23 protein-coding genes are annotated in these 26,130 nt (G+C 43.7%); 6 read left to right on the forward strand and 17 right to left on the reverse strand.

Annotation, left to right across the window (positions count from 1 at the left end):
• Nucleotides 1–129 precede the first annotated feature (129 nt).
• Nucleotides 130–849, forward strand: coding sequence for a SapC family protein (locus AC5YB1_RS14915; RefSeq protein ID WP_494519813.1), 720 nt, complete (start codon nucleotides 130–132; stop codon nucleotides 847–849).
• Between the two features lie 190 nt (nucleotides 850–1,039).
• On the opposite strand, the gene AC5YB1_RS14920 is transcribed toward AC5YB1_RS14915, so the two are convergent.
• Both AC5YB1_RS14920 and AC5YB1_RS14925 read right to left on the reverse strand, forming a co-directional pair.
• Nucleotides 1,040–2,569, reverse strand: a complete 1,530-nt coding sequence (locus AC5YB1_RS14920; protein WP_494519814.1) for a tryptophan halogenase family protein — start codon at nucleotides 2,567–2,569, stop codon at nucleotides 1,040–1,042.
• 119 nt (nucleotides 2,570–2,688) lie between these two features.
• On the reverse strand, nucleotides 2,689–5,310 hold the full coding sequence (locus AC5YB1_RS14925; protein WP_494519815.1) for a TonB-dependent receptor: 2,622 nt from the start codon (nucleotides 5,308–5,310) through the stop codon (nucleotides 2,689–2,691).
• Between the two features lie 422 nt (nucleotides 5,311–5,732).
• Here AC5YB1_RS14925 and AC5YB1_RS14930 point away from each other — a divergent pair, with 422 nt between their 5' ends.
• The gene (locus tag AC5YB1_RS14930; RefSeq protein ID WP_494519816.1) at nucleotides 5,733–6,755 is read left to right on the forward strand and encodes a LacI family DNA-binding transcriptional regulator; all 1,023 of its coding nucleotides are present in this window, start codon (nucleotides 5,733–5,735) and stop codon (nucleotides 6,753–6,755) included.
• A 147-nt stretch (nucleotides 6,756–6,902) separates the two neighbouring features.
• Here the strand turns inward: AC5YB1_RS14930 and AC5YB1_RS14935 are convergent, their stop codons facing one another.
• A complete protein-coding gene (locus AC5YB1_RS14935) occupies nucleotides 6,903–7,241 on the reverse strand; it encodes a P-II family nitrogen regulator (protein WP_110456541.1) in 339 nt (112 codons plus the stop codon).
• A 289-nt stretch (nucleotides 7,242–7,530) separates the two neighbouring features.
• Between AC5YB1_RS14935 and AC5YB1_RS14940 the strand changes: the two genes are divergently transcribed.
• Both AC5YB1_RS14940 and AC5YB1_RS14945 read left to right on the forward strand, forming a co-directional pair.
• A complete protein-coding gene (locus tag AC5YB1_RS14940; RefSeq protein WP_494519817.1) occupies nucleotides 7,531–8,043 on the forward strand; it encodes a GspH/FimT family pseudopilin in 513 nt (170 codons plus the stop codon).
• 151 nt (nucleotides 8,044–8,194) lie between these two features.
• On the forward strand, nucleotides 8,195–8,686 hold the full coding sequence (locus AC5YB1_RS14945) for a GspH/FimT family pseudopilin (RefSeq protein ID WP_494519818.1): 492 nt from the start codon (nucleotides 8,195–8,197) through the stop codon (nucleotides 8,684–8,686).
• A 90-nt stretch (nucleotides 8,687–8,776) separates the two neighbouring features.
• Here AC5YB1_RS14945 and AC5YB1_RS14950 read toward each other — a convergent pair whose 3' ends face one another.
• The 12 genes from AC5YB1_RS14950 to murJ form a co-directional block, all read right to left on the reverse strand.
• Nucleotides 8,777–9,073 (reverse strand): TapY2 family type IVa secretion system protein, encoded by a 297-nt coding sequence (locus tag AC5YB1_RS14950; protein ID WP_494519819.1) that lies wholly within the window; start codon nucleotides 9,071–9,073, stop codon nucleotides 8,777–8,779.
• On the reverse strand, nucleotides 9,070–9,468 hold the full coding sequence (locus AC5YB1_RS14955; RefSeq protein ID WP_494519820.1) for a type IV pilin protein: 399 nt from the start codon (nucleotides 9,466–9,468) through the stop codon (nucleotides 9,070–9,072). Before AC5YB1_RS14955 ends, AC5YB1_RS14950 begins: the two co-directional genes overlap by 4 nt.
• A gap of 8 nt (nucleotides 9,469–9,476) precedes the next feature.
• Nucleotides 9,477–13,013, reverse strand: a complete 3,537-nt coding sequence (locus AC5YB1_RS14960; RefSeq protein WP_494519821.1) for a pilus assembly protein — start codon at nucleotides 13,011–13,013, stop codon at nucleotides 9,477–9,479.
• A gap of 2 nt (nucleotides 13,014–13,015) precedes the next feature.
• The gene (locus tag AC5YB1_RS14965) at nucleotides 13,016–13,456 is read right to left on the reverse strand and encodes a pilus assembly PilX family protein (RefSeq protein ID WP_494519822.1); all 441 of its coding nucleotides are present in this window, start codon (nucleotides 13,454–13,456) and stop codon (nucleotides 13,016–13,018) included.
• 17 nt (nucleotides 13,457–13,473) lie between these two features.
• A complete protein-coding gene (locus AC5YB1_RS14970) occupies nucleotides 13,474–14,493 on the reverse strand; it encodes a PilW family protein (RefSeq protein WP_494519823.1) in 1,020 nt (339 codons plus the stop codon).
• Nucleotides 14,494–15,033, reverse strand: coding sequence for a type IV pilus modification protein PilV (gene pilV / locus AC5YB1_RS14975; protein WP_494519824.1), 540 nt, complete (start codon nucleotides 15,031–15,033; stop codon nucleotides 14,494–14,496).
• Between the two features lie 231 nt (nucleotides 15,034–15,264).
• On the reverse strand, nucleotides 15,265–16,194 hold the full coding sequence (gene ispH / locus AC5YB1_RS14980) for a 4-hydroxy-3-methylbut-2-enyl diphosphate reductase (protein ID WP_494521653.1): 930 nt from the start codon (nucleotides 16,192–16,194) through the stop codon (nucleotides 15,265–15,267).
• A 29-nt stretch (nucleotides 16,195–16,223) separates the two neighbouring features.
• Nucleotides 16,224–16,646 (reverse strand): FKBP-type peptidyl-prolyl cis-trans isomerase, encoded by a 423-nt coding sequence (fkpB, locus tag AC5YB1_RS14985; RefSeq protein ID WP_494519825.1) that lies wholly within the window; start codon nucleotides 16,644–16,646, stop codon nucleotides 16,224–16,226.
• A gap of 4 nt (nucleotides 16,647–16,650) precedes the next feature.
• Nucleotides 16,651–17,163, reverse strand: coding sequence for a signal peptidase II (lspA, locus tag AC5YB1_RS14990; RefSeq protein ID WP_494519826.1), 513 nt, complete (start codon nucleotides 17,161–17,163; stop codon nucleotides 16,651–16,653).
• Between the two features lie 10 nt (nucleotides 17,164–17,173).
• Nucleotides 17,174–19,996, reverse strand: a complete 2,823-nt coding sequence (gene ileS / locus AC5YB1_RS14995; protein WP_494519827.1) for an isoleucine--tRNA ligase — start codon at nucleotides 19,994–19,996, stop codon at nucleotides 17,174–17,176.
• A 33-nt stretch (nucleotides 19,997–20,029) separates the two neighbouring features.
• Nucleotides 20,030–20,965 carry a bifunctional riboflavin kinase/FAD synthetase gene (gene ribF, locus AC5YB1_RS15000; protein WP_494519828.1) on the reverse strand — a complete coding sequence of 312 codons (936 nt, stop codon included), beginning with the start codon at nucleotides 20,963–20,965 and terminating at the stop codon, nucleotides 20,030–20,032.
• Nucleotides 20,966–21,030: 65 nt separating this feature from the next.
• Nucleotides 21,031–22,590, reverse strand: a complete 1,560-nt coding sequence (murJ, locus tag AC5YB1_RS15005; protein WP_494519829.1) for a murein biosynthesis integral membrane protein MurJ — start codon at nucleotides 22,588–22,590, stop codon at nucleotides 21,031–21,033.
• Between the two features lie 247 nt (nucleotides 22,591–22,837).
• On the opposite strand from murJ, the gene rpsT reads away from it, so the two are divergent.
• The gene (gene rpsT, locus AC5YB1_RS15010) at nucleotides 22,838–23,104 is read left to right on the forward strand and encodes a 30S ribosomal protein S20 (RefSeq protein ID WP_110456555.1); all 267 of its coding nucleotides are present in this window, start codon (nucleotides 22,838–22,840) and stop codon (nucleotides 23,102–23,104) included.
• Nucleotides 23,105–23,255: 151 nt separating this feature from the next.
• On the opposite strand, the gene AC5YB1_RS15015 is transcribed toward rpsT, so the two are convergent.
• Entirely contained in the window at nucleotides 23,256–23,552 is a 297-nt protein-coding gene (locus AC5YB1_RS15015) for an ArsR/SmtB family transcription factor (RefSeq protein WP_110456556.1), read from the reverse strand.
• 135 nt (nucleotides 23,553–23,687) lie between these two features.
• Here AC5YB1_RS15015 and AC5YB1_RS15020 point away from each other — a divergent pair, with 135 nt between their 5' ends.
• On the forward strand, nucleotides 23,688–25,091 hold the full coding sequence (locus tag AC5YB1_RS15020) for a M28 family peptidase (RefSeq protein WP_494519830.1): 1,404 nt from the start codon (nucleotides 23,688–23,690) through the stop codon (nucleotides 25,089–25,091).
• Between the two features lie 139 nt (nucleotides 25,092–25,230).
• Here AC5YB1_RS15020 and yaaA read toward each other — a convergent pair whose 3' ends face one another.
• Nucleotides 25,231–26,004, reverse strand: a complete 774-nt coding sequence (yaaA, locus tag AC5YB1_RS15025; protein WP_494519831.1) for a peroxide stress protein YaaA — start codon at nucleotides 26,002–26,004, stop codon at nucleotides 25,231–25,233.
• Between the last annotated feature and the right edge of the window lie 126 nt (nucleotides 26,005–26,130).

Consider the following 26,130-nt stretch of genomic DNA (forward strand, 5'->3'; position numbering starts at 1 on the left):
AGTAAATACCCAATAAAAACAAGCCTTTAAGTTAATGAAACTAATTAGCGTTAGGAATAATTTAAAGGCGGCTATGTGACTTTAGCCAACTTAAACTAACGCCAACGAATTGCATAAAGGTAACCAACCATGACACAAATAGCCCCCCTTTCTTCACAAAAACACTTGCACTTCAAGTTAGCGCAATCAACAGACTACAGCCGATTTTCTGCTGAACACTTAATCCCTGTTGTTGCGCGAGAGATCCCCAATTTAGCCGCTGAGTTCCCCATTGTATTTGTGAAAAATAGCGAGACAGGTCGATTTACTCCTGTGGCAATGATGGGCATTAAACCTAAAATAAATCTTTATTGTCAGTCAACTAAATGGCATGCGCCGGTAACCCCATTAGGGTTTAGTAATGCTCCTCTCTCCCTCGCCAAAACATCTGCACAAAGCGATGAACTCATGATCTGTATCGATGAGCAGAGCCCCTTACTCTCACAACATGAAGGGATCAGGCTCTTTAACGATAATGGTGAGCAGACGGACTACCTTACTGCCAGAACCAATGCCTTAATGGATATTGCAGCACTACATCAACAAACACAGGCTATATGCCAATATCTGGCTGATAAAAATCTGCTTAGCCCGCAACAACTCACTATTAAGGGAGGCGAAAACGTACAACATATCAACATTAATGGCGTATATGTGATCGATGATGAAAATCTTAACGCTATCAGCGATGAGGACTTTTTAGCACTTAAAAACAAAGGATTACTGCCCATTATTTACGCTCACAGAGCTTCGTTAAACCAGTTATCAAGACTGATTGTTGAACAGAATAAATACGACAACCAACAATAATTCATCACGCGATAATCTAGTGGGGATAAGTAATCATTTACACTTGGCGATATAACAAAAAGTCATATCGCCAAGTGCTCAATATAAATAGATGAGCTAGGCTCTCAAATGAGTAATATGGCGCAGCTTTATATCAAGCGTTTAGTGCTCACCTCACTTTTAGCGTTAATGGAAATAAGCACCACTGAAATCAGTTTTTTTGTAATCCATAGCGAATAATTTTTTGTAATAAATCCCTATGATCTGGCAGCGTGTCGACTAATTGAGCCGTCATTTGTTGCCCTTTTTGTCGACGAGATTGCCACGATGCTTGATGATCTTGATTCTCGCCAGCATGCGGCCGAGTATTAAATTGCATCCCGTAAAGCACATAGAGGTAATTTTCTAGGTCAAATACCTCAAACTTACTAAAAAAGTCTTGCCGACTCGGAATATGGTTTTGCCACAACTGAAGCCTATCGGCTAATGCGGGAGGAATGGAATTGCTGTCGCGGTTATCGACCCAAAAAGGCGCATCTGTTCGATCGGATATGCAATAGTGTAATTTAATGAACTCAACCACTCTCTCCCAGGCGTAGCTCATCACCTTATTTAGTTGCTCGGCAATCAAGCTTAATTCTGCCTTATGTTTTGGCAATCGATTGGCAAAAAAACCTGCGGCAAAGTCTGTTAATAAGATAGAAGTGGCTTCCAATGGCTCTAAAAAACCTTGAGCCAAACCGAGTGACAAACAGTTTTGGTGCATAAACCGCTCACGGTAACCTAGCCTCATCGGTAAAATACGGTATTGAAACTTCGCTAAATCGTCACCAATGTATGTCGCCAATTTTTTAAGCGCCGTAGCCTCGCTCATATATTTTGATGCGTAAACAAAACCAATTCCACGACGCTGAGTCAAGGCTATGTCCCAAATCCACCCAGCCTGGTGAGCAGTAGCTAGTGTAAATGGCGCAATCGGTGCATCATCAGCAATGGGCACCTGCACCGCAATCGCCTTGTCGACAAAAAGTTGCTTAGACTTGTCGACAAATGGCACCTTTAGCGTCTTATCAATCAGCAGTGCCTCAAAGCCACTACAATCAATATAAAAATCAGCGGATATCGTACCGTGACTATCGGTTTCAAGAGACGCTATATCACCACTATCATTAAGATTTACCGCAACCACATTTGCTCTAATATGCTCGACCTTGAAGCGAGATGTGGCATTGGCTGCCAACAACTGCGCAAACTTCGCCGCATTAAGATGATAAGCGTAACCAAGTGAGCCTTTATATTCGGCATGGGTGATCTGTTTTGGCCCTTTATAAGCTTCACACACTGCATGTTGAGGTGAGACCACATCACCATAGTAGCCCTGTTTATTTTGCAACCAAACAGGGGTTAAAGCCTCCTCCACAAGCAATGGGGAATCAAATAAGTGATGATAAAAATTATGTTCGCCGTGACGCTCCTTATCTAGCCAGTTAACAAATTTTATCGATTGCTTAAACGTTGCATCGCAACTTCGAATAAGCTCAGCTTCACTGATACCGAATCGCTTTAAACTACTACGAATAGCTGGCACCGTTCCCTCACCAACACCAATTGTTGGGATATCGGGCGATTCAATAAGCGTCACAGTCACCGCTGTATTATCTGCTAATGCCTGACCAATATGATTTGCCGCCAACCAACCAGCCGTGCCTCCGCCAACAATAACGATTGTTTTAATGTCCATGTATTACCTTTTCAATCTGACCTATAGAGCCTGATAGCAACAGCTTTAATCTTGTTATGCTGTCAATAAAAAGCCCAGCAGATGCTGGGCTTAATTACAATCAACTATCTCAATAGTGATTAGAATCTAAGTGCAACACCCACCTTGTATCGAGCTTCACCTTCGAAACTCCACACCGGGTAATCGGCTTTAAATTCAGGGATAACTTCGGCATCTAGCGGAGCAATACCTGTTTGTATGCTATCTTCTTCGGTTAAGTTAACCGCTTCGAAGGTAATGTCCATCCAATCGGTAATACTGTAGTTCATGCTTAAGTCGAGTGAACCATAGTCTTCATGTTGCCGGTTGCCATAAAATCCTGGCAGTTCACGCATCATGTACTCACTACGCCAGTTGTAAGCTAAGCGAGCATTGAAGCTCTCCATCTCATAGTAACCGACTAAGTTAACTGTATGCTTAGAGGAGTCAGAGAAGACACCGACTTGATCAGGGTAGTTCTCCGCTGGTGAACCCGCATCGGCAAAGGTGTAGTTAGCCGAGTAGCCAAAACCATTGTCATATGAGTCTTGAAGTTGTAATTCAATCCCTTCGATACGACCACCATCGGCATTGTACTTTTCACTGACGGTCCAGCAATCGTAAATTCCAACGCCGCATGCACTATCACCTTGGGCGATAAGGTCGTTATCATCAATACCAATCTGCTGGTTTAACTTTTGACGAGTGGTGATAAATGAGCTGACATCTTTAATAAAGTAAGTGATAGATGCTAAGCCTTCGCCGCCAAAATACCACTCTAAGCTAAGATCTGCCTGCGTGGCTTTAAACGGGTCTAATGAAACTGAGCCACGGTTTAACTTTTCATTACCCGGCGTTCCATCGTTCAGGCCTGGAAGTGTTGATGTAGCAAAAAGCTCAGAATAGTTAGGACGCGATATCACTTGCGCCGCAGAGGTACGTAAAATCAGATCTGGAGCTAAATCAAATGCGATATTCACACTTGGCAACACATCGTTATAGCTAGACTTATCAGTACTCATCTCATCGGCAAATTGGCCTGAATCACTCAATGCATAGTAATCTGATTCGACATCGGTAGAGATAAAGCGCAAACCAAAGTTACCGCGAATACCATCGGCCTCAAAATTCGCCATCGCGTACGCCGCAAGGTTTTTTTCGTTCAAGGTGCCATAACCCGACTTATCGCGAGTAAAGCCATCAACTGCAGCGTATGCATCATTGATCATCGCATCAAAATTGGGCTTAGGTAACGTAAAACCAGCACCAGAAGATATGGTACCTGAATAATAATCAGAGGCGTCTTTCTCGGCGATATCACCCACAATTGCCGCATCAGTTTCTTGAGTCACATCATGGTCGGCGTAACGCACACCGGTTTTAATTGAAGTAATAGCCCCAAAGTCAACCGGGAAGGTTAAATCGACTTGCGCATAAGTCTCTTCATCTGTATTGGGTTGTTTTTTCAATGCCCAGCCAGCGGTTGCCAGTTTTCCATTAAAATCACTGGCATCAAAATCTTTATTTGCAATATCGATAGCAATCTTTTCACCGGTAGCATCATAGTGGCCAGCAAAGTCACCGGGTTGGCCAATTGAATTACCATAATTAGACGTTAGGCTTGTACCACCGTCTGAACTGGTATTGCCAACACGGCCTTCTAGAGTGAAATTATCCGCTTCATACTTAAAGTCAAAGTCATAGGTGTCTGACGACATCTCAGCTTGACGAGCCCAAGTTTGTGCCCATGCAAACCCGCCTTCACCTGTATGAGTAATATCAGTACAAACACCGGCTGCATTGGTTTGATTACAGGTACTTACACCTTGTTGAGTTGGAAACAAGAAAATAGAAGTATTAGCGTTATCCGCCTTTAAATCCATACTGGTTACCGTGAGGCCAAACTCTAATTTATCTGTAGGACGATACTGCGCTGCAACGTTATATGCCGTGCGCTCTCTGTCTTGTTGGAATGTCGTGGGGACAATTTCACCCCAGCCCAATAAAGTCTCGATACCATTGCGTTGATATTCAGTTTGAGAGCCTGCTGCCGACACTAGAATACCGAAGTTTTCGTTGTCATTTTTCCAACTGTATAGTCCTGAAAGCGCCGGATCGGTCTCTTCAGAGATCGTTCCGTAATCCCCTTTAGCACTGAGGAACACAGTGTTAGCATCTAAATCTAACGGCTTACGGGTCTTAACGATGACAGTGCCGCCAATACCACCTTCGGTGATATCAGCCTGTGAAGACTTATACACCTCAATACCGCTCACCATCTCTGGCGGCAATAGTGAATAGTTAAAACTACGGTCAATAGCCTGTTGATCGAACCAGCCAGTTGAGGCAACTGAATGACCATTGAGCAGCGTGCGGGTAAGTTGTGATGAAGCGCCACGAATAGACACCTGCTGCCCCTGACCAAATTGACGATTAACAGTCACACCAGGAATACGCGCTAAAGACTCACCCACATCGCCATCGGGAAATTTACCAATATCTTCAGCGGTCACTGCGTCGACAACGGCATCAGAGAAGCGTTTAGCGTTGATGGACGCCTTCATTGATGCACGTAAGCCGCGCACTTCGATTTTTTCAATATTATCGGTATTAACAGTTTGTGCCTCAGCTTCCGCTGCGATGGCTGAAACCGACATTGCGCCGCTCATGAGTAGTGCAATATTTGTAGCTAGTATACTTTTCTTAAAAGTAGATGGTCGCATCTCGTATCCCTTCCATAACTTTATTATCGTTTTAGTTTCATGCCCATTCCCTCAACAGGAATGACAACGCTGTCATGTGGGTACAAAGATTACACAACAATTAACAGTTGCGCCACAACAAAATAACCAAAAAAACTTAAATATCGTCTAACACATCACAAAGCCAACAATAATTTGTTTAGGAACAAAAATATAAGGCATTGATAATATTAATTAAAAGTAATCTTGAATTTACTATTCGTTAAGAAGAATCGTTCGCATAAAATGCTAAAATCGATTTGATGATTGCTTAATTCGTTAAAAATTAGCAATATTGTCGGTAGGGGAAGTGAGATCTGCTGTGTCGTCATACAGTACATCGTTTGAATAAAGTTAAATTCTGTAGACTGCAATTAGCAGCTATCACAATGAGTGACCACTAGATGAAAGTAACCATAAATGATGTTGCCAAGTACGCTGGCGTCTCGATAAAGACGGTATCCAGAGTCACCAATAAGGAGCCGTCGGTCAGGCAAGCGACCATTGATAAAGTCAATCAAGCCATTACAGCGCTTAACTACCAACCAAACCTCGCTGCACGTAACCTAGCCGGAACAAAATCCTATGTCATCGCTTTTGTGTATGACAACCCTAATGCTTACTATGTCATTGATATGCAAAATGGTATTTTATCAGCATGCAAACAAAGGGGGTACGAACTACTGATCCACCCTTGTGACGCAACGTCAGAAAATATCTGCCAAGAACTAACAGATATGGTACGCCACGCACGCCTATCGGGCTTAGTGCTAACCCCCCCTCTGTCAGAGGATCCCAAAGTGCTCGCGGCATTGGATAACATTAACGCTAATTATGTGCGTATTATTGCCGGTGAAGCGGCGGATCAATATGGTGGCTTAACGGTATTAGTTAACGACAGGCAGGGCGCGGTATCGATTACTCAGCATTTAATCGATCTTGGCCATCAACATATCGCCTTTCTTAGTGGTGATCAGCAGCATGAATCAACAAAAGAGCGCTTAGCTGGCTTTAAGCAAGCGATGCAAAGCAACCTGTTAGCCGTTAATGAAAATTATATCATTAATGGTCAATACTCTTTTGAATTTGGGGTTGAAGGTGCCAAAATATTGCTTAGCAAGCCAGATAGACCAACTGCTATTGTCGCCTGTAACGATGAAATTGCGGCAGGCGCCTTATTTGCCGCGCGTTTAGAGGGCGTTTCAATTCCTGCTGAACTGTCCATTGTCGGCTTTGAAGACAGCCCCTTTTCGCGGCAAACTTGGCCTAAACTCACCACAGTGCATCAGCCAAACGATAAGATAGCCCAAACTGCTACCGAGCTGTTGATTGCGCAGCAAAACAAACTAGAAGATACCCCCACCGAGCATATGTTTATGCCAGAACCAGTGATCAGAGATTCTTCTGCGAGCCCGCTGTCATCCTAAGTGTTAACTTGACTCAAGACGCGCCATGCAAGTACTAAAAAGCCGTTGTTCATTACAACGGCTTTTTAGTAACTTGAGGATCCGCAACAGCAAATAACGAACTGTCCCAGTAGCGAAAGGCCTGTCACGTGATAGAAGTTACAATAATTACACTGCTTCTTCGTTTTCTTCACCGGTACGAATACGGATAACTCGCTCGACTTCAGTCACAAATATCTTACCGTCGCCAATTTTACCCGTTCTAGCGGTATCGACTATCACTTCGATAGCCTGCTCTAGTTGTTCATCTTGGATAACAAGTTCAATTTTCACCTTAGGTAAAAAATCGACCATATATTCGGCGCCACGATATAATTCGGTGTGACCTTTCTGGCGCCCAAAACCTTTGACTTCAGAAACTGTCATGCCGGTAATGCCGATTTCAGCCAGAGATTCTCGTACGTCATCTAACTTAAATGGCTTAATTATGGCTTCAACTTTCTTCATCAAACGCTCCCTTTAACTTTATTTGGCAATAACAACATGTTGTTATTAGCTTACCACGCTATATGATTACGCAGAAGTTGAATATCTACGATACCAAGCAGAAGTAATATCCGCAGCTAAGAACAATATAAAACAATGCCAGATAACAAATCGGCACTAAGCCACGCCAACAACTATACTTTACATTCTGTGACCAATTATAGCCTAGTCAATTTAACCACCCCTACAACGCTTTTACTCAATTGAATCATCGCAGGATGCGATGATCATGTATGCACAAGGATGATGTATGGATAAGCATTATGGATTTAACCTCATCGAATTAATGGTGACTTTAATTGTCGCCACTATCTTAATCGGCATCGCCGCACCAAGCTTAAGTAACCTTTACGATGCACAGCGGGCAAACAGCGCGATTCGAGAGATTCAACAAACATTACAATTTGGCCGAAATGCAGCAATAAGCTATGGATTAAGAGTCACTATTTGCCCACTAAAAGATAACCAATGCGATGAAAATTGGCAAAATGGCTTATCCGTATTTACCGATTCTGGCGTAACCAATCAACTTGATGCTAATGACAAGTTACTATTAAGCACGAGGCCCTTTCACCCACGTGATACTGTTGACTACAACCGTGCCGCGGTGCGCTTTCAACCGGATGGTCTTGCATCAGGAACCAACGGCACACTCACTTATTGTCCGACATCGGCTAATAACCCCAACTCCAAAGCCGTTATCGTCAATCAGGCTGGGCGAGTACGATTTTCAAATAAACAACAGATTAGCTGCATTAAGTGATGCCAGTTCCCAACCATAAAATACGCTGTCACTTACTTGTCTGTAACGTATTTAATGCCAATTTATTAGCATTAAAAAGAATAAGTTATATATACTGAAATTGAAAAAGTTCTCGCTTATACTAAACCCGTTAACCACGAGGACAATATCAATGCGATATCTGCAGCAAGGGTTCACCCTAGTCGAGCTCATGGTCACGATAGTGATCGCTGGCATATTACTCACTATAGGCGTTCCCTCTTTAATATCCGTTTATGAAGACGTACGTGCCAGTAATAATATTGAAAAAATTCATAATGTCATGGCTTTTGCACGCAACCAGGCAATTAGCTACGGCACTACCGTCAATGTCTGCCCATTTGCAAGTGCAACGTCGTGCGGAACGACAACAGATTGGAGCGGTGGTGTAAGGGTGTTTATTAATGCAAATGGCGCCGATACTGAATTGAGGGCGATCGACAGTTTTAATAGTCAGGATGCTATAACAGGGCCTAACGGTAACATCACCTTTTCATCAGAAGGCTTATCATCTGGAGGAACGATTATCTACTGCCCCAACGGTAACGCCGCCTCGTCACAGAGTATCGATATTAGCAGCAGCGGGTTAGTATCTTATGGTTCGACTGGTATTAGTTGCTCATAAACAAGACTAAAAATAATAAAAAAGCCCTGTACATATTACGACTCAAAAGTCTTAATATGTACAGGGCTTTATATTAATAGCGAGTGAAGATTATCTTAATGTTCGCTCATCTAATGCTTTAGAATTATCGCTGCTAAACATTTCAGTTAACGGTACACACTCAACAACATCTTTAATGAAATATTTCTTACCCTTAGTATCCACTAATTGTTTACCGGGAAGCGATGCGATTTTAAGTGCCACTCCTTGTAGTTTCCAGCGATAAAAAACCACCTTATCTGCTTTAGCGGTAATAATATGGCATTTATAATCTTGCTTGGTATTCCCCGCCGCAGCTAGAACGAAAAGGGGCGTTGCACATAGTATTGCGATAATCAATTTCATCATTTCCAACACTCCTTAGATGGCCCTTTAACACCCGCTGATGTCATGGTGATAGTTTTACAGGTCGAATCTCTGCTAGCTTGACTCCCCTGCGCCGTCGCTGTGATGGTAAAAGAACTGGTACCTGCCGAGGTGACAGAGTAATGACCCGCTTCGGTCACAAACGGGCTTGCAGCAAGACCAAGCTTAGTCATGTCTGTCGCATAGGCACGGTTATCTAAATAGTACTGTTCTTGTAAGTTAGCTATTCTCATCACAGCAGCAACCCCCTCAGCACGACCACTTTTAGTAATATAGTCAATATATGAGGGGTAAGCGATTGACGCCAAAATACCAATAATAGCTACCGTTATCATCAGCTCTATTAGGGTGAAACCTTTTAAATCATATTTAGTCATCGTTCCTATTACTCATCTATGTGGTAATAAATTTTATTAACGGTAAGTCCTGAACCGAGTTCAATTGTACCTTTACACTCGCCACCTTCACACTCCCCCTTACCAATACCAATAATATAAGCTTTCGAGTCATTACCTTCATTTTCAGGTGCTGGAACGACGATTTGAGGAGTGTCAGGTACACGTTCACCTAGGTCATAATAAACTTCACTATAGGTCCGAGTTCCTTTATGTAAATCAAAAACATAAAGTCGTCCTTTTCCTGAAATTCCACAAATACCTAGCTCAAGATTTTCTACCGAGGTTGATGGCGGTATAAATGACGTAAAATACACTTTTCCATCAAATATTAATGATGCAGATAAGGATTTTTCTCCAACTCCTGAGAATTGATAAATCCAGCCTTTTTTTGAACCAAAAATTAAATTTTGGGTCTCATCATCTGGTGCGGGGGCAGACGTTGTAACATCATATAAATCATTTAGCCCTATCGTTCCAGGCGGTGTTACAGCATTAAAATCGGTGGGATTTACTGTACGGTCTTGCAGTACAAAAAATGAGTCTTGGGTTATTTTATCCAAGGGATGAGGACGATTACCAGAACCTATTGTAACAGCGTCATATGGAATATTTTGAGAAACCACAGTAGTGTTACCATCTACACTGGTTTTACTGATATTGGGAAACTGTGTTTGTGCAACAACAGGTTCATTAAAGAATTTACGATTAGAACCATTATCTAAGCTAGCAAATTTGAAAACGCTTGGTGACTTTGATGGAAATAGATCAATCCGCCAAATATTTGCACTGACATCGGATGCATAAATTCTGTCGGTAATCCCATCGTTGTTGCTGTCTAACACAGCGACTTTATTAGGAATACTATCCATTCCAGAATCTGAAATCTTAGCAATCAGCGATCCATCTTGCGCTTTTACAATATAAACAGCATTTCCTAGACTGGACGTCGAATCATAACCACCACCAAATATCAGCACCGGTTCAGACTGGCCCGTTGAGACTGGTATCGTGGTGACAACGGGCTCTGACCACGTCTGGCCTAATTCGGAAAATGCCCCCTCAGCCTTAATTTGCCACAAAAATTTTGGATTATCGGGACTACTTACATCTAAGGCGTAATAGGAAGTACCGCCGCGGCGCATCCCCATAAACACCCATGCAGTTTCAAGCTTTCCTGTGGAATCGAGTTTGGTATAAGCAACTGGCGATGAATCCATGCCATAGACACTGTGGGATCCCGTTTCTATATTTGCCTTTAAAGTTGGAATATTAGTCATTAATTCTGGCGGAATATATGCCCAACTTTCTTCTACCTTACCACTGCCAAAATCATCACTGCCTTCATCATAGTCTTTAAACATATGCACTAGACCTTGGTTAGTCCCTAAAATAATCCTTACATCGGGTGTCCCTTTTGTACCAAAATTCAGCGCTAAAGGCTTAGAATGAAGCGGATCGCCCATGATATCATCACGCCCTTCGCTGAAATTGTTATCAGCATCATCATCATCGACGTCAAAACCATAAAGCCAATTTATGTGATTTGTGATGTTTAATGAGTCGCTAGAATCAAGATTAAGTAAGGTTGCAGCAGCTGTACTCGATAAATATTTCAGTTCAGTAAGCGTCGCTGAAGCCCCTGTATATATGGTTCGGTTATCTAATCCATTTCCTTCACCATCTGTACCTTGCAACGATTCAATAACTCCACCTTGCTTGACCTTATTACCATCTGGGCCACTTGCGCATTGACTCCAAAACGTACAGGTATTAGAGCTAATATTGCCTGTATCATCAACAACAGGTGACACCTTACCAGGTTTAACTAACACACCATCAGCTGTAACTTTAAGCTTTTTTAAATTCCCCGCCCAACGAGGGCCTTTTGAAGGAAGAAACATGGCGTAATAAGCTGAATTAAATGTTTGAGTCTTATCGAAATTATTACTAGCAATACTGGGAGAGGTATAACTGGAATCAATAGATAAAATTGTTTTAAGAATATCGTCAAAAACTCCTTCTAAAGTTAACGAACTATCTGCAGTATAATATCCTCCACCTTCAACATTACCACCACGCTTTGCAGCCTCTTTAAGCAATTCAGTTGCTTTAACTGCACCATCAGAAAACCCAATTGTAAATAACCTTGCACTTTGCTGATTATCATTACCCGTTTTGTCAACATTGCCTTTAACAAGATCGTTGTTATACATGTAACTAGCTAATGCAGGCAAGTAACTAGTAGCAGGTTTACCAAACTCATCTTCATACTCAAATACGGAATAATCTGCAGATTGATTTTCTGCCGCATCAGTTAATGACTTAATTCTACCATCAGCAATACTATCTACAGTTGGGGCACCATCTGTCATGTAAATAACGTAGGCCATTTCGGGGCAAGTTTTAAATGGCGTGATATAAGTTCCACCAGCAGATTCGATACTCGTATCCCTTGGTGGCATAGAAATATAATTAGGGGGTATCGCTTTATTACCCGTATTTGAATCTTTATTACCAAATACAACACTACCACCAGAAAGGTACTGATGTGCTTCAAACAATGTTTCACACAATGGAGTGTTTGTTTCAGCTGGCATACCGTCAATCAAGGTAAATAGTGCACCTTGATTTGTTGCAGTCATCTCTTTTATCCCTGAAACTACACGTCCGCCATCTCGCATTCCTTCATCGATAAAATCGGCATCATTATTCGGGTCGTTCTCAGATAATGCATGAGAATTTAAATTGAATACGGCAAGACCAACTTCAATATCCGCCCCCAAAGTCTCTAATGCACTTTTCAATGCGCTTTTAGCAACATTTAGCCGTGAATCCACATTTACTGGTGGAGGTGTGCCGTTATCTACCTGCCCAGTAACCCATTGGTACCATACAAGATAATCTGATGTATATAAGGTTATCGGTTGACCTTCTCCAAATCCAGTTCCATTTGAATCAGCTACATTAACTGAATACATTGAAGCCTTGTCAACAGGAAAGCCGTCTTTTACACCATCTGCATTTTGATTATCTTCACCTTGAATATCTGCTAGACAATCAAATTTGTTGTCATTAAGGCCATTGTTGTCGGCAACCTCTTCCCAACTCTTCTTCCTGAACTCTCTAATATAACCCGTATAACGGCCCTTTTCCGCTAAAATTTCCCAGCTAGTTGCACAACCATTACTGTTGACATTAAAGCGACGCGCTTGATTGGGTCTTAATGGCGCCGATGCTGTGTTGGTGTTATCTATTCCGCCTCGATTCCAGTAAATGGCTTTCTCATTAATAAAACCACTATAATCAAAACCTTCTGGAGCCCAATCAGGCGAGTAAGCACCCTCTGAGTCCTCTTCAATTGTGCTCATACTATTTGAGTTATCAAAGATAATAAGGACTTTTGGTATACGATCACTTCTTGCGCTGGTATCTACCAAATAAAGTTCGGTATCGTCTGCATGAGACATCGCAGAAGCACCTAGGAGCACAAATAAGCCTGAACACAATAAACGTTTAATAATCATGATTACCCCCCGGTAAGAACTTCTTGTTCGATACCTGCAACTACTTGTAACTGTCCTAAGTCATCTCGACCAAAAGCCACTGCACTTTGAATCTCTAAGCGTCGACAACTAATTAAATTTGCCCCACTAGCCTTGCTGGTACGCTGACAACTTACATCCTGGATGGTGCCATCTTTAGGCATTGGAATTATAGTTTGCCTACCACCAAGCAATTCATTTGTAGTATCTGTTTCGGCCATATTCGCAAAGACTGCACCTTTATTGTTATTAATTAGCAAATCAAGGGCACCATTGGCAATGGCATTAGCCTCGACGCGCTCAGCCCCCGCACCAGCCATTCTAAGCGATTGGGTTGAATTCACCGCAAGCGCCACACCAATAACAGTCATAATTATCAACACGATTAAAGAGAAAAAAAGAACAATGCCTTTTTGTTTTGTCATTGAAGCCTCTACAATATTTAACTTCGTATTAAAACAGGGTTTTCTAAAATTACTGTCGTCGACATTACTTTACGCCTAAAGTTATCCCGTGGCGCTGCAATGGTCTTATCACCTAGAGTGTATTCTGTTTCATTAGTGTAACTTCTATCTTGCTCAATCGAGCGCACTAATAGATGAACTTTTATCGCTATCAATCTCTGAAAAGATTCATTATCCCACATTGATGATGTCACCTCTGACTCTGCAATGTAACGATCTGGCGTCCCATCGCCATCATTATCAAAGCCATATAGAAAACGCATATTCTCAATACCTTCGACTAGTTGCTCATTGTTATCCATCCCAGTGTCTGTCAAGGTTTTACGCCGTAACACGGGGATTCCATTAGCATCGTCACCAATAAAATAAACATGATGTTGAAACTCCCATACACGAGAGTTTGTTAAATTAGTGGAGGGGTTGATGCCATTAAAAAATACTACTTGGCTAGATGTTGCAGATACAAAGTAATGATCGCCATCTCCAACCGAAGGCACACTGCCATCACCAGGTCCTGCACTTGGTCCGATAAAACGTTTTATTTGCAAAACATCCGTTGCATTATTTACTCCTGATGAGGCTAAACACGTTAATGAACCGCCACTTACGCCAGCCTCATACCCCCACAAACGGCGAAAATGAGCAGGTTTATCATTGGGTAAACTGGCATTGTTTAAACCCGACTTTACCCCGGTACCGACACAATCCTTGCCTGAAATCGCATTGTCTACAATAGTATTTGTACCGACGATAAAATCAGTCCCCGTCATATCTCCCATAAACCCAAGTTGTGAAAGGTCGCGTTCCATAATCGCCAAGGCAATACGGCCATTTTCTTGCAGTTGGTTAAATTGACTAGTAGTGGTGACATTAGAGGAAGACATGCTAAACATGGTGAATATGCCAGCAGTTAAAAATAAGCTAATCACCAAAGCGACCATCAACTCGACAAGTGATAGCCCTGACTGGAAATAATAACGACCTGACGTGTTTTTCATCTATATAATCACTGTTTGAATAGAATAGATACGGCGGTTTTCAGTGCTAGCAGCGCACTTTGGTGATGTGTCGATAATAGGTGAGTCGGCATCAATTTTAGTTTCTCTTATACCTCGCCATGCCATCACAACTGTCACCGTATTAACAGCAACGCTAATGCACCCCGTCGGCGTATCTAATCCGCCGACATTTTTGCCACCCACGGTTTCTGCAGTCCCTACAAAAGAAGCACGCCACTCATATAAATCCCATGCAACGAGTTCAGCAGGATCACATAGCGCAGCCCCCTTACACTCTTTTCCCGCAGCAGAAGGTACTCCTGAATAGACTCCAGCATAATTAGCTATCTCGCCTCGATTTAACTTCATACGGTTAATAATATCGTTTGCGTAATAGGAAGCTTGGGTTTGCTGGAAGGATTCAAAGCTGCCTCGCTTGGCAATCACATGAAGATTAAAAATACCGACTAAGCCAATAACTAAAATGACCAGCGATACCATCACTTCGATGAGGGAAAACCCTTTCCCACTGTTTTTCATGGTGTCAACTCTCCGATATACGCCATAATCTTGACAGCCATTTCAGCCATATACTCTATACAAATCTGAAAGTTAGCTTGACCATAAACTATACTCGTTAATAGTAGATTAGTCGAATGTTACCTGCTAGTAATCCATTAATCCAGCTTGAAGTAAGCTCGTTCAATTGCGTGAATTTTAAACACAAAAAAGGAGGCTAAGCCTCCTTTTTAAACCAAAACAATCGGTTAATTACCTCAGTTCCGCTGGCACGGCAAAAACAGTATCTTCTTTACGCCCTTCCACTTCAGTTATCACGCTTGGTGCTAACTGCGCGATGGCATCGATTACTTGCTTAACCAAAACTTCAGGCGCAGAGGCTCCGGCGGTCACAGCGACCTTTTCGACACCATCAAACCATTCGGCGACAATATCATCGGCATTGTCGACCAAATATGATTGAGTGCCTTTCTTTATGGCCAGTTCTTTTAACCGGTTAGAGTTTGAACTGTTCTTAGAACCGACCACGATAAACAAGTCGACATCATCGGCCACATTGCGCACCGCATCTTGACGGTTTTGGGTGGCATAACAGATATCATCTTTACGTGGCCCCTGGATCGACGGGAAACGCTGCTGTAAAGCCGCGATAACATCGGCAGTGTCATCCATTGAAAGCGTAGTTTGAGTGACAAAACATAGGTTTTCAGGATCTTTTACCACTAATGCTTCAACATCGGCTGGAGACTCCACCAGTAAAACCCCACCGTCAGGGTTGTCATATTGCCCCATGGTGCCTTCAACTTCAGGATGCCCAGCATGGCCGATAAGGATGCATTCAATCCCTTTACGGCTCGCTCTAGTCACTTGCAAATGCACCTTAGTCACCAATGGGCAAGTTGCATCGAAAACGCGTAAACCGCGTTGTTTCGCTTCAGTGCGAACAGCCTGCGACACTCCGTGTGCACTAAAGATCACTATGCTGTCATCGGGCACTTGATTTAGCTCATCGACAAACACGGCGCCTCTATCTTTTAGGTTTTGCACCACGTAACGGTTATGCACCACCTCATGACGCACATAAATTGGCGGCGAAAACAGTTCAAGGGCACGCTCAACAATGCTGATGGCGCGATCGACGCCGGCACAAAAACCACGAGGGTTGGCCAGTTTGATTTGCAAACTTTGCGGAGGGTTGGTCATCGCCATAATTAAAGTACCTGAACCACTTCTAATTCAAAAGTAACGGCGCGACCTGCCAATGGATGATTGAGATCAACCGTCACCGAGTCGCCTAACACGTCACGTACAATCCCCGGAATTTCGCTGCCACCGGGGCCAGCAAAACTGACAATCACGCCAGCCTCTAAGTTCATATCGGCGGGGAATTTTGTTCTGTCCATATGGTGAATTGCATCTGGATTGGACTCACCAAAGGCATCGGCCGCCTGCAATGTAAAGCTGTGCTTATCGCCTTGAGTTAAATTGATAAGCTCAGCCTCAAAAGCTGGGCTTAACGTCTCATCACCAATGTTCAATTTAGCCGGCTTGCCCGATGCTTTGGTACTGTCAGCGGTCGAACCATCTTCAAGTACTATATTCATGTGGCACAATAACGAACGAGATACAGACACTGAATTACCCCTTTGCGGCACTTTCGCCGTTTGGTTTACGCTCGGTAATAAACGAATCAACAATGATAAGCCCCGCACCGACACAGATAGCTGAGTCGGCAATATTAAAGGCGGGGAAATGACTCGTATTCCAATAAAAATCAAGGAAATCGACAACAAACCCATGTTGTAAACGGTCGATTAAATTACCTAATGCACCGCCAATAACCAAGGTATAGGCTAAGTTTAATCGCCACAGACCGCGGTGCTGCTTGCGCAGCCACACAGTCAATAGAGTACTAAAGCCGACGGCTACCACAGTAAATAACCAACGCTGCCAACCACCTGCATCACTCAAAAAGCTAAAGGCTGCACCATAATTTCGCACATAGGTGAAATTAAAAAATGGTAACAACTTGATTGACTCATACAGGTCAAAACTGGCTAACACCCATTGTTTGGAAAGTTGATCGGCGATAAACACCAACACAACTATCCAGTACCAACGTAAGCCACTCTCTTTCCAGCTTGATGGCATAACGATTCCCTTACGCGAACTGACGAACTTCGCCGTCACCTTCGATGTTAGTCACGCAGCGCGTACACAAGGTTGGATGCTCAGCCACTTGGCCAACATCTTCTCTGTGGTGCCAGCAACGCTCACACTTGTGAGCAGTCGACTTATGCAAACCTAGCTTCAGGCCAGCTAATTCAGTCGCAATGGCATCGGCAGGTGCCTGTGCTAAATCAACCACTGTAGTCTTGGAGGTGAGTAACACAAAGCGCAGCTCGTCACCCAAAGTGTTTAATGCACTAGCAAGAGTCTCGTCGGCATAAAGAGTTATTTCAGCCTCTAACGAGCCACCTATTTGCTTTTCACGACGTGCATTTTCAATCACTTTATTGACTTCATCACGCACGCTCAACAGCTGCTGCCAATAAGCATCACTCAAGTCAGACTCAAGCGTCACCGATTGCAAACCTTCAAACCAGGTTTCGGTAAAGACAAATTCACCACGCTCGCCCGGTAGTAAGTGCCAAATCTCATCTGCGGTAAAGCTTAAGATTGGTGCAATCCAACGCACCATGGCTTCAGAGATCAGATACAAGGCAGACTGACAGCTACGACGTGCATGGCTGCTATCTTTAGCCGTGTATTGTCTGTCTTTGATAATATCAAGATAGAAACTACCCAACTCAACCGAGCAGAACTGCATCAGTTTTTGCGTCACTAAGTGGAAGTTATATTGATCGTACGCTTCAAGCAGTTCTTGTTGCAGCGCTGCAGCGCGGCGTACAACCCAGCGATCTAACGCCACCATGTCTTCGACGGCAACCATATCGGTTGCCGGCTCGAAACCAGTAAGGTTAGCTAGCAAGAAACGAGCGGTATTACGAATACGACGATAGGCATCGGCGCTACGCTTTAAGATCTCATCAGAAACGGTCATTTCACCGCTGTAATCGGTGGCTGCGACCCACAGGCGAAGAATGTCAGCACCCAATTTATTGGTGACATGCTGCGGGGCAATCACGTTACCCACAGACTTAGACATCTTGCGGCCTTGACCATCAACGGTAAAACCGTGAGTCAATACTTGCTTGTATGGGGCTTTACCGTTCATGGCGGTTGAGATCATCAATGATGACATAAACCAACCACGGTGCTGATCGCTTCCCTCTAAATACAGGTCAATGGGATGACCATTAAATTCAGGACGCGCAGCAACAACCGATGAGAAAGTCGAGCCTGAGTCATACCACACATCTAAGGTGTCAGTGACTTTACGGTATTGTTCCGCTTCATCACCAAGCAGTTCTGCGGCATCGAGATCCCACCAAGCTTGAATACCTTGTTGCTCAATGCGGTGCGCTACGCGCTCCATCAATGCCACGCTGTCTGGGTGTAATTCTTCAGTTTCACGGTGTACAAACAAGGTAATCGGCACGCCCCAAGTACGCTGGCGTGAAATACACCAGTCAGGACGGTTTTCGACCATTTTTTCGATGCGGCTTTGGCCCCAATCTGGGATCCACTGCGTCTGTTTAATTTCGCTCAATGCTTGCGTACGTAGCCCTTTTTGATCCATTGAGATGAACCACTGTGGCGTAGCGCGGAAGATAATTGGCGTTTTATGGCGCCAGCAATGCGGGTAGCTGTGATTAATCGCCACATGATTCATTAAGGCGCCCTTCTCTTCGAGCAGCGCAATCACACTCTTGTTGGCTTTAAATACGTGTTGACCAGCAAAGATCTCAGTATCGGCTTTATAAACCCCGTTATCACCAACAGGATTAGCCACTTCCAAACCGTACTTTTGGCCAACGACGAAATCGTCCTGACCATGACCAGGCGCGGTATGCACCACACCAGTACCAGAATCAACAGTGACGTGATCGCCTAGAATAACCGGCACATCAAAGTCGTAGAAGGGATGGTTAAAACGTAATAGCTCTAGCTCAGCACCAGCTACTTTTGCTAGCACAGTGTGGCTTTGTGCGCCATAGCGCTCCACACACGACTCAACCAATTCATCGGCTAACACTAAGGCTTGAGTATGGCCATCTTTAGTGATTTCAACCAAGGTATATTCAATGTTAGCCGCAACCGATAAGGCGCGGTTAGCTGGCAGTGTCCATGGCGTCGTTGTCCAGATAACCGCTGAAATAGTATGCTTGTAGTCACTTAAACCGAATTTAGCTAACAGTGCAGGTTTATCAACCACAGAGAATGCCACATCGATAGCTGGCGACATCTTGTCTTCATATTCCACTTCCGCTTCTGCTAAAGCAGAACCACAATCGGTACACCAATGCACTGGCTTAACGCCTTTGTGTAAATGGCCGCTTTCAATCACTTTAGACAATGAACGAACGATGTTGGCTTCGGTGCTAAAATCCATGGTTAAGTATGGATTTTGCCAATCGGCAAACACACCTAAACGGATAAAGTCTTCACGCTGACCATCGACTTGCTTGGCCGCGTATTCACGACATTGTTGGCGAAACTCTGCTGCTGAAACCTTATGACCAGGTTTGCCGACTTTCTGCTCAACCTTAAGTTCAATCGGTAGGCCATGACAATCCCAACCAGGAATATAAGGGGCATCGAAACCCGACATGGTCTTAGACTTGATAATAATGTCTTTGAGGATTTTGTTAACAGAGTGACCAATATGAATGTCACCGTTTGCATATGGAGGACCATCATGCAAAATGAAAGGCTTAGCCCCTGTGCGACTTTCACGAATCTTTTGGTATAAACCTTTTTCGGTCCAAGATTTCAACATCTCTGGCTCACGATTAGCCAAGTTACCACGCATCGGAAATTCTGTTTCCGGTAAATTCAGAGTAGATTTATAGTCGCTCATTTGATCCTATACCGTTTATTTAGCTAAAAGAGCTCAGCCTGCATCAAAGCCAAGCAGAGCCAGTGCTCTGTCAGCATCATTTTTAATTTGTCGCTTCAGCGCATCTAACGATTTAAATGGCTGTTCATCGCGAATTTTTGCCACTAATTCAACTTCAACGGTTTTTCCGTAAAGATCACCATCAAAATCAAATAAATGGACTTCTAACTGACAATGCTGTCCATTGACTGTCGGCCTAAAACCAACGTTGGCGACACCTTCATAGATATCACTTCCGGCCCAAAACAACTTAACAGCAAATACCCCCCGCACCGGAGAGACTTTACGTTTCAAGGCGATATTGGCTGTCGGAAAACCGATAGTACGCCCAATTTTTTCACCATGGGCAACACGGCCACACAGGGTAAAAGGGTGCCCGAGTAAACGCCTAGCTTGCTCTAAATTGCCTTGTGCCAATTGCTTTCTAATTTCGGTGGAGCTGACGCGCTTGTCTCCAAGGACAAAACTTGCGGTGCTGACCACGGCGAAACCAAACTTTTCACCCGCACGCTTAAGCATGTCGAAATTACCGCTACGATGTTGGCCAAAACAAAAGTCATCACCAACAACTAAGTATCTAACCCCAAGCTGTTTGACCAACAATTGTTCGATAAATGCTTCAGCAGGCATCGCGGCAAACTTACGGTTAAAGTTAACACACAGTAAGCGGTCAATCCCTAACTCTTCAAGCAACACAATTTTATCCCGCAGCAGACTCAAGCGTGCAGGCGCGCTATCACCTTGAAACAGCTCTTGAGGCTGAGGTTCAAAGGTCATAAGCGTTGCTGGAACACCATGCTGCTGCGCTTTTTTAACTAGCGCAGTAATGACTTCGGCATGGCCTCGATGCACACCATCGAAATTACCAATGGTTAGCACACAGCCATGGTGTCTAGGTAAAATATTGTGTATACCGCGGATCAGTTCCATTACATTCAATAACTAGCTAGCATAAGTTGGCGGATTATATACCAGCTAAGCACGATAATCAGCACTCAAAAGCCAGCTTTCATTCTCCAAGGACGAATTCCTAACAATACCATAGCCAATAAGTAGACCACAGCACCGAGTCCTATAAGGCCTGATAACGCCATAACCCGAGCAGTGAAAGACATGGCAAGCCATTGTTCTAAAATAGGTAAATTCAATAATAACACAATTACCATTAAGCTAGCTGCTACCAAGGTTTTGATGAAAAATATTAATGTTTGCTTACTAATCTGATAAACCCCAGCGCGATGTAAACCACGATATAACAAGCCAGCATTCAGCAACGCCGACATGGATGTGGCAATGGCTAAACCAACATAACCAAAGGGAATGGCAAAAATAAGGTTAAACGCCATATTACTGACCATAGCGATGATGCCATAGCGCACGGGTGTTTTAGTATCTTGGCGAGAGTAATAACCAGGGGCCAGTACCTTAATCAACATGAAACTGAGTAAGCCTGCACCGTAAGCCATTAAACTGTATGACGCCATATTGACATCCTCAAGGCTAAAGGCGCCGCGCATAAACAGCACCATTAACATAGGTTTAGCCAGCACGATTAAGCCGCACATAGCCGGTAGCCCAAGCAATAAAATGGCCTTCACTCCCCAGTCCATGGTCAGCGAAAACCCTTGGCCTTGCGCATTTACATGCCGCTTAGATAATGCCGGTAAAATTACCGTCGCAATGGCAATGCCAAACAAGCCTAAGGGGAACTCTAATAAGCGATCGGAATAATAGAGCCAACTGATCGAACCTGTCACCAAGAAGCTGGCAATAAAGGTATCGAGCAGCAGATTAATTTGCGACACTGACACACCAAATAACGCCGGGATCATCAAGGTTCTAATTTTCACCACCCCAGGATGATGCCAACCCCATGATGGCTTAACTAATACCTTTTCGCGTAACAAAAAGGGAATTTGAAACAAGAACTGGATCACCCCACCGAAAAAGACACCCCAGGCGAGGCCTATTTCAGGTTTTTGCAATGTCGGCGCGAGATAGATGGCCGCTGCGATGATGGCTACGTTTAAAAACACTGGCGTGAAAGCCGATACCGCAAAGCGTCCTCGAGTGTTAAGAATTGAGCCGGCCAATGCAGTAAAGGTAATAAACCACAAGTAGGGAAAGGTAATTTTAAGCATTAATGAGGCTAGTTCAAACTTTTCACCATTAGGTTCATCATTTAACCAAGCTAAAAACCAGCCACCACCAAACAAGGCGGTTAATACCGGAGAAGCTATCACCCCGACAAGGGTGACTATCGTCACTAAAATCCCCAGTGTACCTGCCACCTTCGACAGCAGCTCACGTACCTCTTGTGCATTGTGTTTTTCTTGATATTCCGTTAATACCGGCACAAAAGCTTGTGCAAAGGCTCCCTCAGCAAAAAGACGCCTTAAAAAATTAGGAATTTTATTGGCAAAAAAGAACACGTCGGCACTGCTACCGGCGCCCATTAAATTAGCGATAACCACATCGCGCACAAGCCCTAAAATACGAGAAATCAACGTCATGGCACTAACGATCATGCCAGACTTAAATAGTTTTTTGCTCAAAATGCCCCCTGTTCTGAGCACAGACAGCGACAAAATAAACGGAAAAGTCTATTTAAGCTCTGTCCCAATGCAGCTTTTGCTGCTAGAATTGCGCACCATATTACACGAGTTAGGTTGAAGAACGCCAAGTATGCTCTGATTAATTTATCTTTAAGATAAAGATCCGATCATTGTCATTGACAAAGTGACTAAAAAAAGGCATATTCCTCGACCTTTAAAAATATCTAACCCTTTTAGGAGTTGCACCTTGGCTAATAGCAAGTCTGCAAAGAAGCGCGCGCTTCAATCTGAAAAACGTCGTCAGCATAATGCTAGCCGTCGTTCAATGTTACGTTCATACGTTAAGAAAGTTATCGCTGCTATCAACGCTGGCGATCACAAAGCGGCGACTGAAGCATTTAATGTTGCACAACCAATCGTTGACCGTATGGCGACTAAAGGCCTTATTCACAAGAATAAAGCTGCTCGTCAAAAGTCTCGCTTGAATACCAGAATCAAAGCTCTAGCTGCTTAATTCTGTTAGCGACATAAAAAAACCGGCTCAAGCCGGTTTTTTTGTATCTGCAATTTACCAAGACCGTGTCTTTCATCATAAAAAGGCAATAAAAAAACTGACAAAGCTTTCGCTATGTCAGTTTTGCCCTCGCTGCACTAACCGTTTCAGATCAATGGCAGTAGATAGTATTGAGCAGCTTAATGATCTCAGACACTTCTTGACTCTTTAGCGAGTAAAAGACGGTTTGAGCTTCTTTACGCGTTTCAACTAAATTATCCTTACGGAGCCACGCTAAATGTTGTGACAACGCAGATTGGCTTAGGCCTAACTTCTTATTCATCTCACCCACACACATCTCACCTTCACTCAGAAGGTAACATAAGATAAATAACCTACGTTCGTTGGCCAACGCCTTGAGCAATACAACAGCATTGTCAGCTCGTTGCTGCATCAATTCTATATTCATTACGAGCAATCTCTCCTAAAACAAACCCCGGCACTAATATAGCGTTGACTTAAAGATATAGTCGGGACATAAAGCACACTTTTTGGTAGATTGTTTTCAAAAATGGGACATACGTAATAAAAACAAAGGAAACTCATGAAACGCTCTGCCCTTACTCTACTCTCCGGCGCTCTTTTTGCTGGAATAATTGGCTGCCAACAAACACCCGCACAAGATAATCATCAAGAGGTGAGCCTGCAACTGCAACAACAAGCATTAAACTCAACATTGGCGTTTGATATTGTCGAATCATTAACCGTTGAAGTGGGCCCACGCTTACCAAGCAGTAAACAAGATTTACTCGCCGTAAAATGGGCCGAAGACAAACTCAATTCATTAGGGTTTGATAAGGTCTATAAAGAGCCGGTAAAAATCCCCGTATGGCAACGTGGTGAAGCCAGTGCTCGGGTGGTCTCTCCTTTCCCCCAACCGATAGTCATCACCGCCCTTGGCGGCAGTGTGGCAACCTCAACTACAGGCATAAGCGCCCCTATTGTTCAATTTGCCAACCTCGCGGCACTCGAACAAGCCGACAGGCAGCAAGTCGAAGGCAAAATTGTCTTTATCGATCATCGCACCCCCCGCTTTAAAACGGGCAAAGGCTATGGCCAAACCGTTGGTGGCCGCTCTAAAGGTGCTGTGGCTGCCGCTAAAAAAGGCGCTCTAGCCATAGTCATTCGCTCTATTGGTACCGATCATGATCGTATGGCGCATACCGGTATGATGCGTTATCAAGAGGGTGTGACAAAAATCCCGGCGGCCGCCATGTCAGCGCCAGATGCAGATTTATTAGGATTGATGTTAAAACGCGATCCCAATGTCGTGCTGCAATTGCACATGTCACCGACAAATTTAGGTTATGCCACCTCCTACAATGTGATTGCTGAAGTCACTGGCAGCAGCAAAAGCGATGAAATTGTACTGATTGGTGCCCATTTAGATTCATGGGATGAGGGCACAGGTGCTATCGATGATGGCGCAGGCGTGGCCATTGTCACCACTGCCGGCCATTTAATCTCACAACTAGCGACGAAGCCTGCCCGTACAGTCAGAGTCGTGCTGTATGCGGCAGAAGAGATAGGCTTAATCGGTGGTAAAACCTATGCCAAAGCACATCAGCAAGAGCTAGCTAAACACTACATTGCTGCTGAGTCCGACTTTGGTGCTGGACGCATCTATCAAATTGATTTTAATGTGGACCCCGATGCGTTTAACCCATTACAACAACTGACCCAATCTATGCAAGCCAATGATGTCGCTGCCGGCAATAATAACGCCTCTGGGGGACCAGATGTTTCTATGCTACCTAGCTATGGCGTGCCAGTTGCTTCATTACGCCAAGATGGCAGCGACTATTTTGATTATCATCACACCCCTAACGATACTCTAGATAAAATCGATCCTAAGGCATTAGCGCAAAATGCGGCAGCCTATGCTCAATTTGCCTATTTGATGGCGCAATCAGACATCCCCTTAAGACCTGTAGATACGTCAAAATAAGTCAAGGGCAACACCACAGACAAAAAATCCAATATCATCGCTGATATTGGATTTTTTTTACTGTTAAAAAGAACTTAACCGCTCACTTAACTTTTAACCGCTCAACATTGGCCTGTTGGCTGCTTTTTTATAGGCTTAACTACTGCGCTTCACGCAAAAAAACCGGCTCATGCTGTGTCGATTCGGCTTCGCTATAGTAATAGCCTGCACAATCGAATTTAATCACCCCTTGATAATCTTTGACATCATTATCTAACAGATAACGCGCCATCATACCGCGGGCTTTTTTGGCATAAAAACTAATGACTTTATACTGACCATTTTTATGATCTTTAAAAATAGGGGTGATCAGCTGCCCATTTAACAGCTTAGGTTTTACCGATTTAAAGTACTCATTAGACGCTAAATTGACAATCAGCTCATCACCCTGCTCTGCGAGCGCCTTATTGACCTGCTCGGTAATAATGTCGCCCCAAAATTGATACAAATTACTGCCACGAGAATTGGCTAAGCGGGTGCCCATTTCGAGACGATAAGGCTGCATTAAATCTAATGGACGCAGTAAGCCATATAAACCCGACAGTATTCTTAAACGTGCCTGAGCTCGTTGCAAACTCGACTCCGATAAGCTATCGGCATCTAAGCCGGTATAGACATCACCGCGAAATGCAAACAGTGCTTGTTTGGCATTATCAAGATTGAAATCGGCAGTCCAAGATGCAAAGCGCGCTGCATTGAGTCCCGCTATTTTATCGCTAACCTTCATTAAGGAGGCAATATCAGCAGGGGTTAATTGTCGACAAGTATCAATCAACAGCTCACTGTGTTGCAGCAAGGCTGGCAGGGTATGTTCCTGGGTTATAGCAGGATTGTCATAATCCAATGTTTTGGCTGGCGACACTAAAATCAGCATTAGATGTCCTTTAAAGGTGAGGATTCAATAGGACTATGATACTGATGCAACCATAAAAAAACCACGCTTAAACGGCGTGGTTTTTTAGATAGTGCTGATTCAATTATTAAATCAAATCCAGTAGAC

It is taken from the genome of Shewanella sp. 433 (assembly GCF_059338565.1).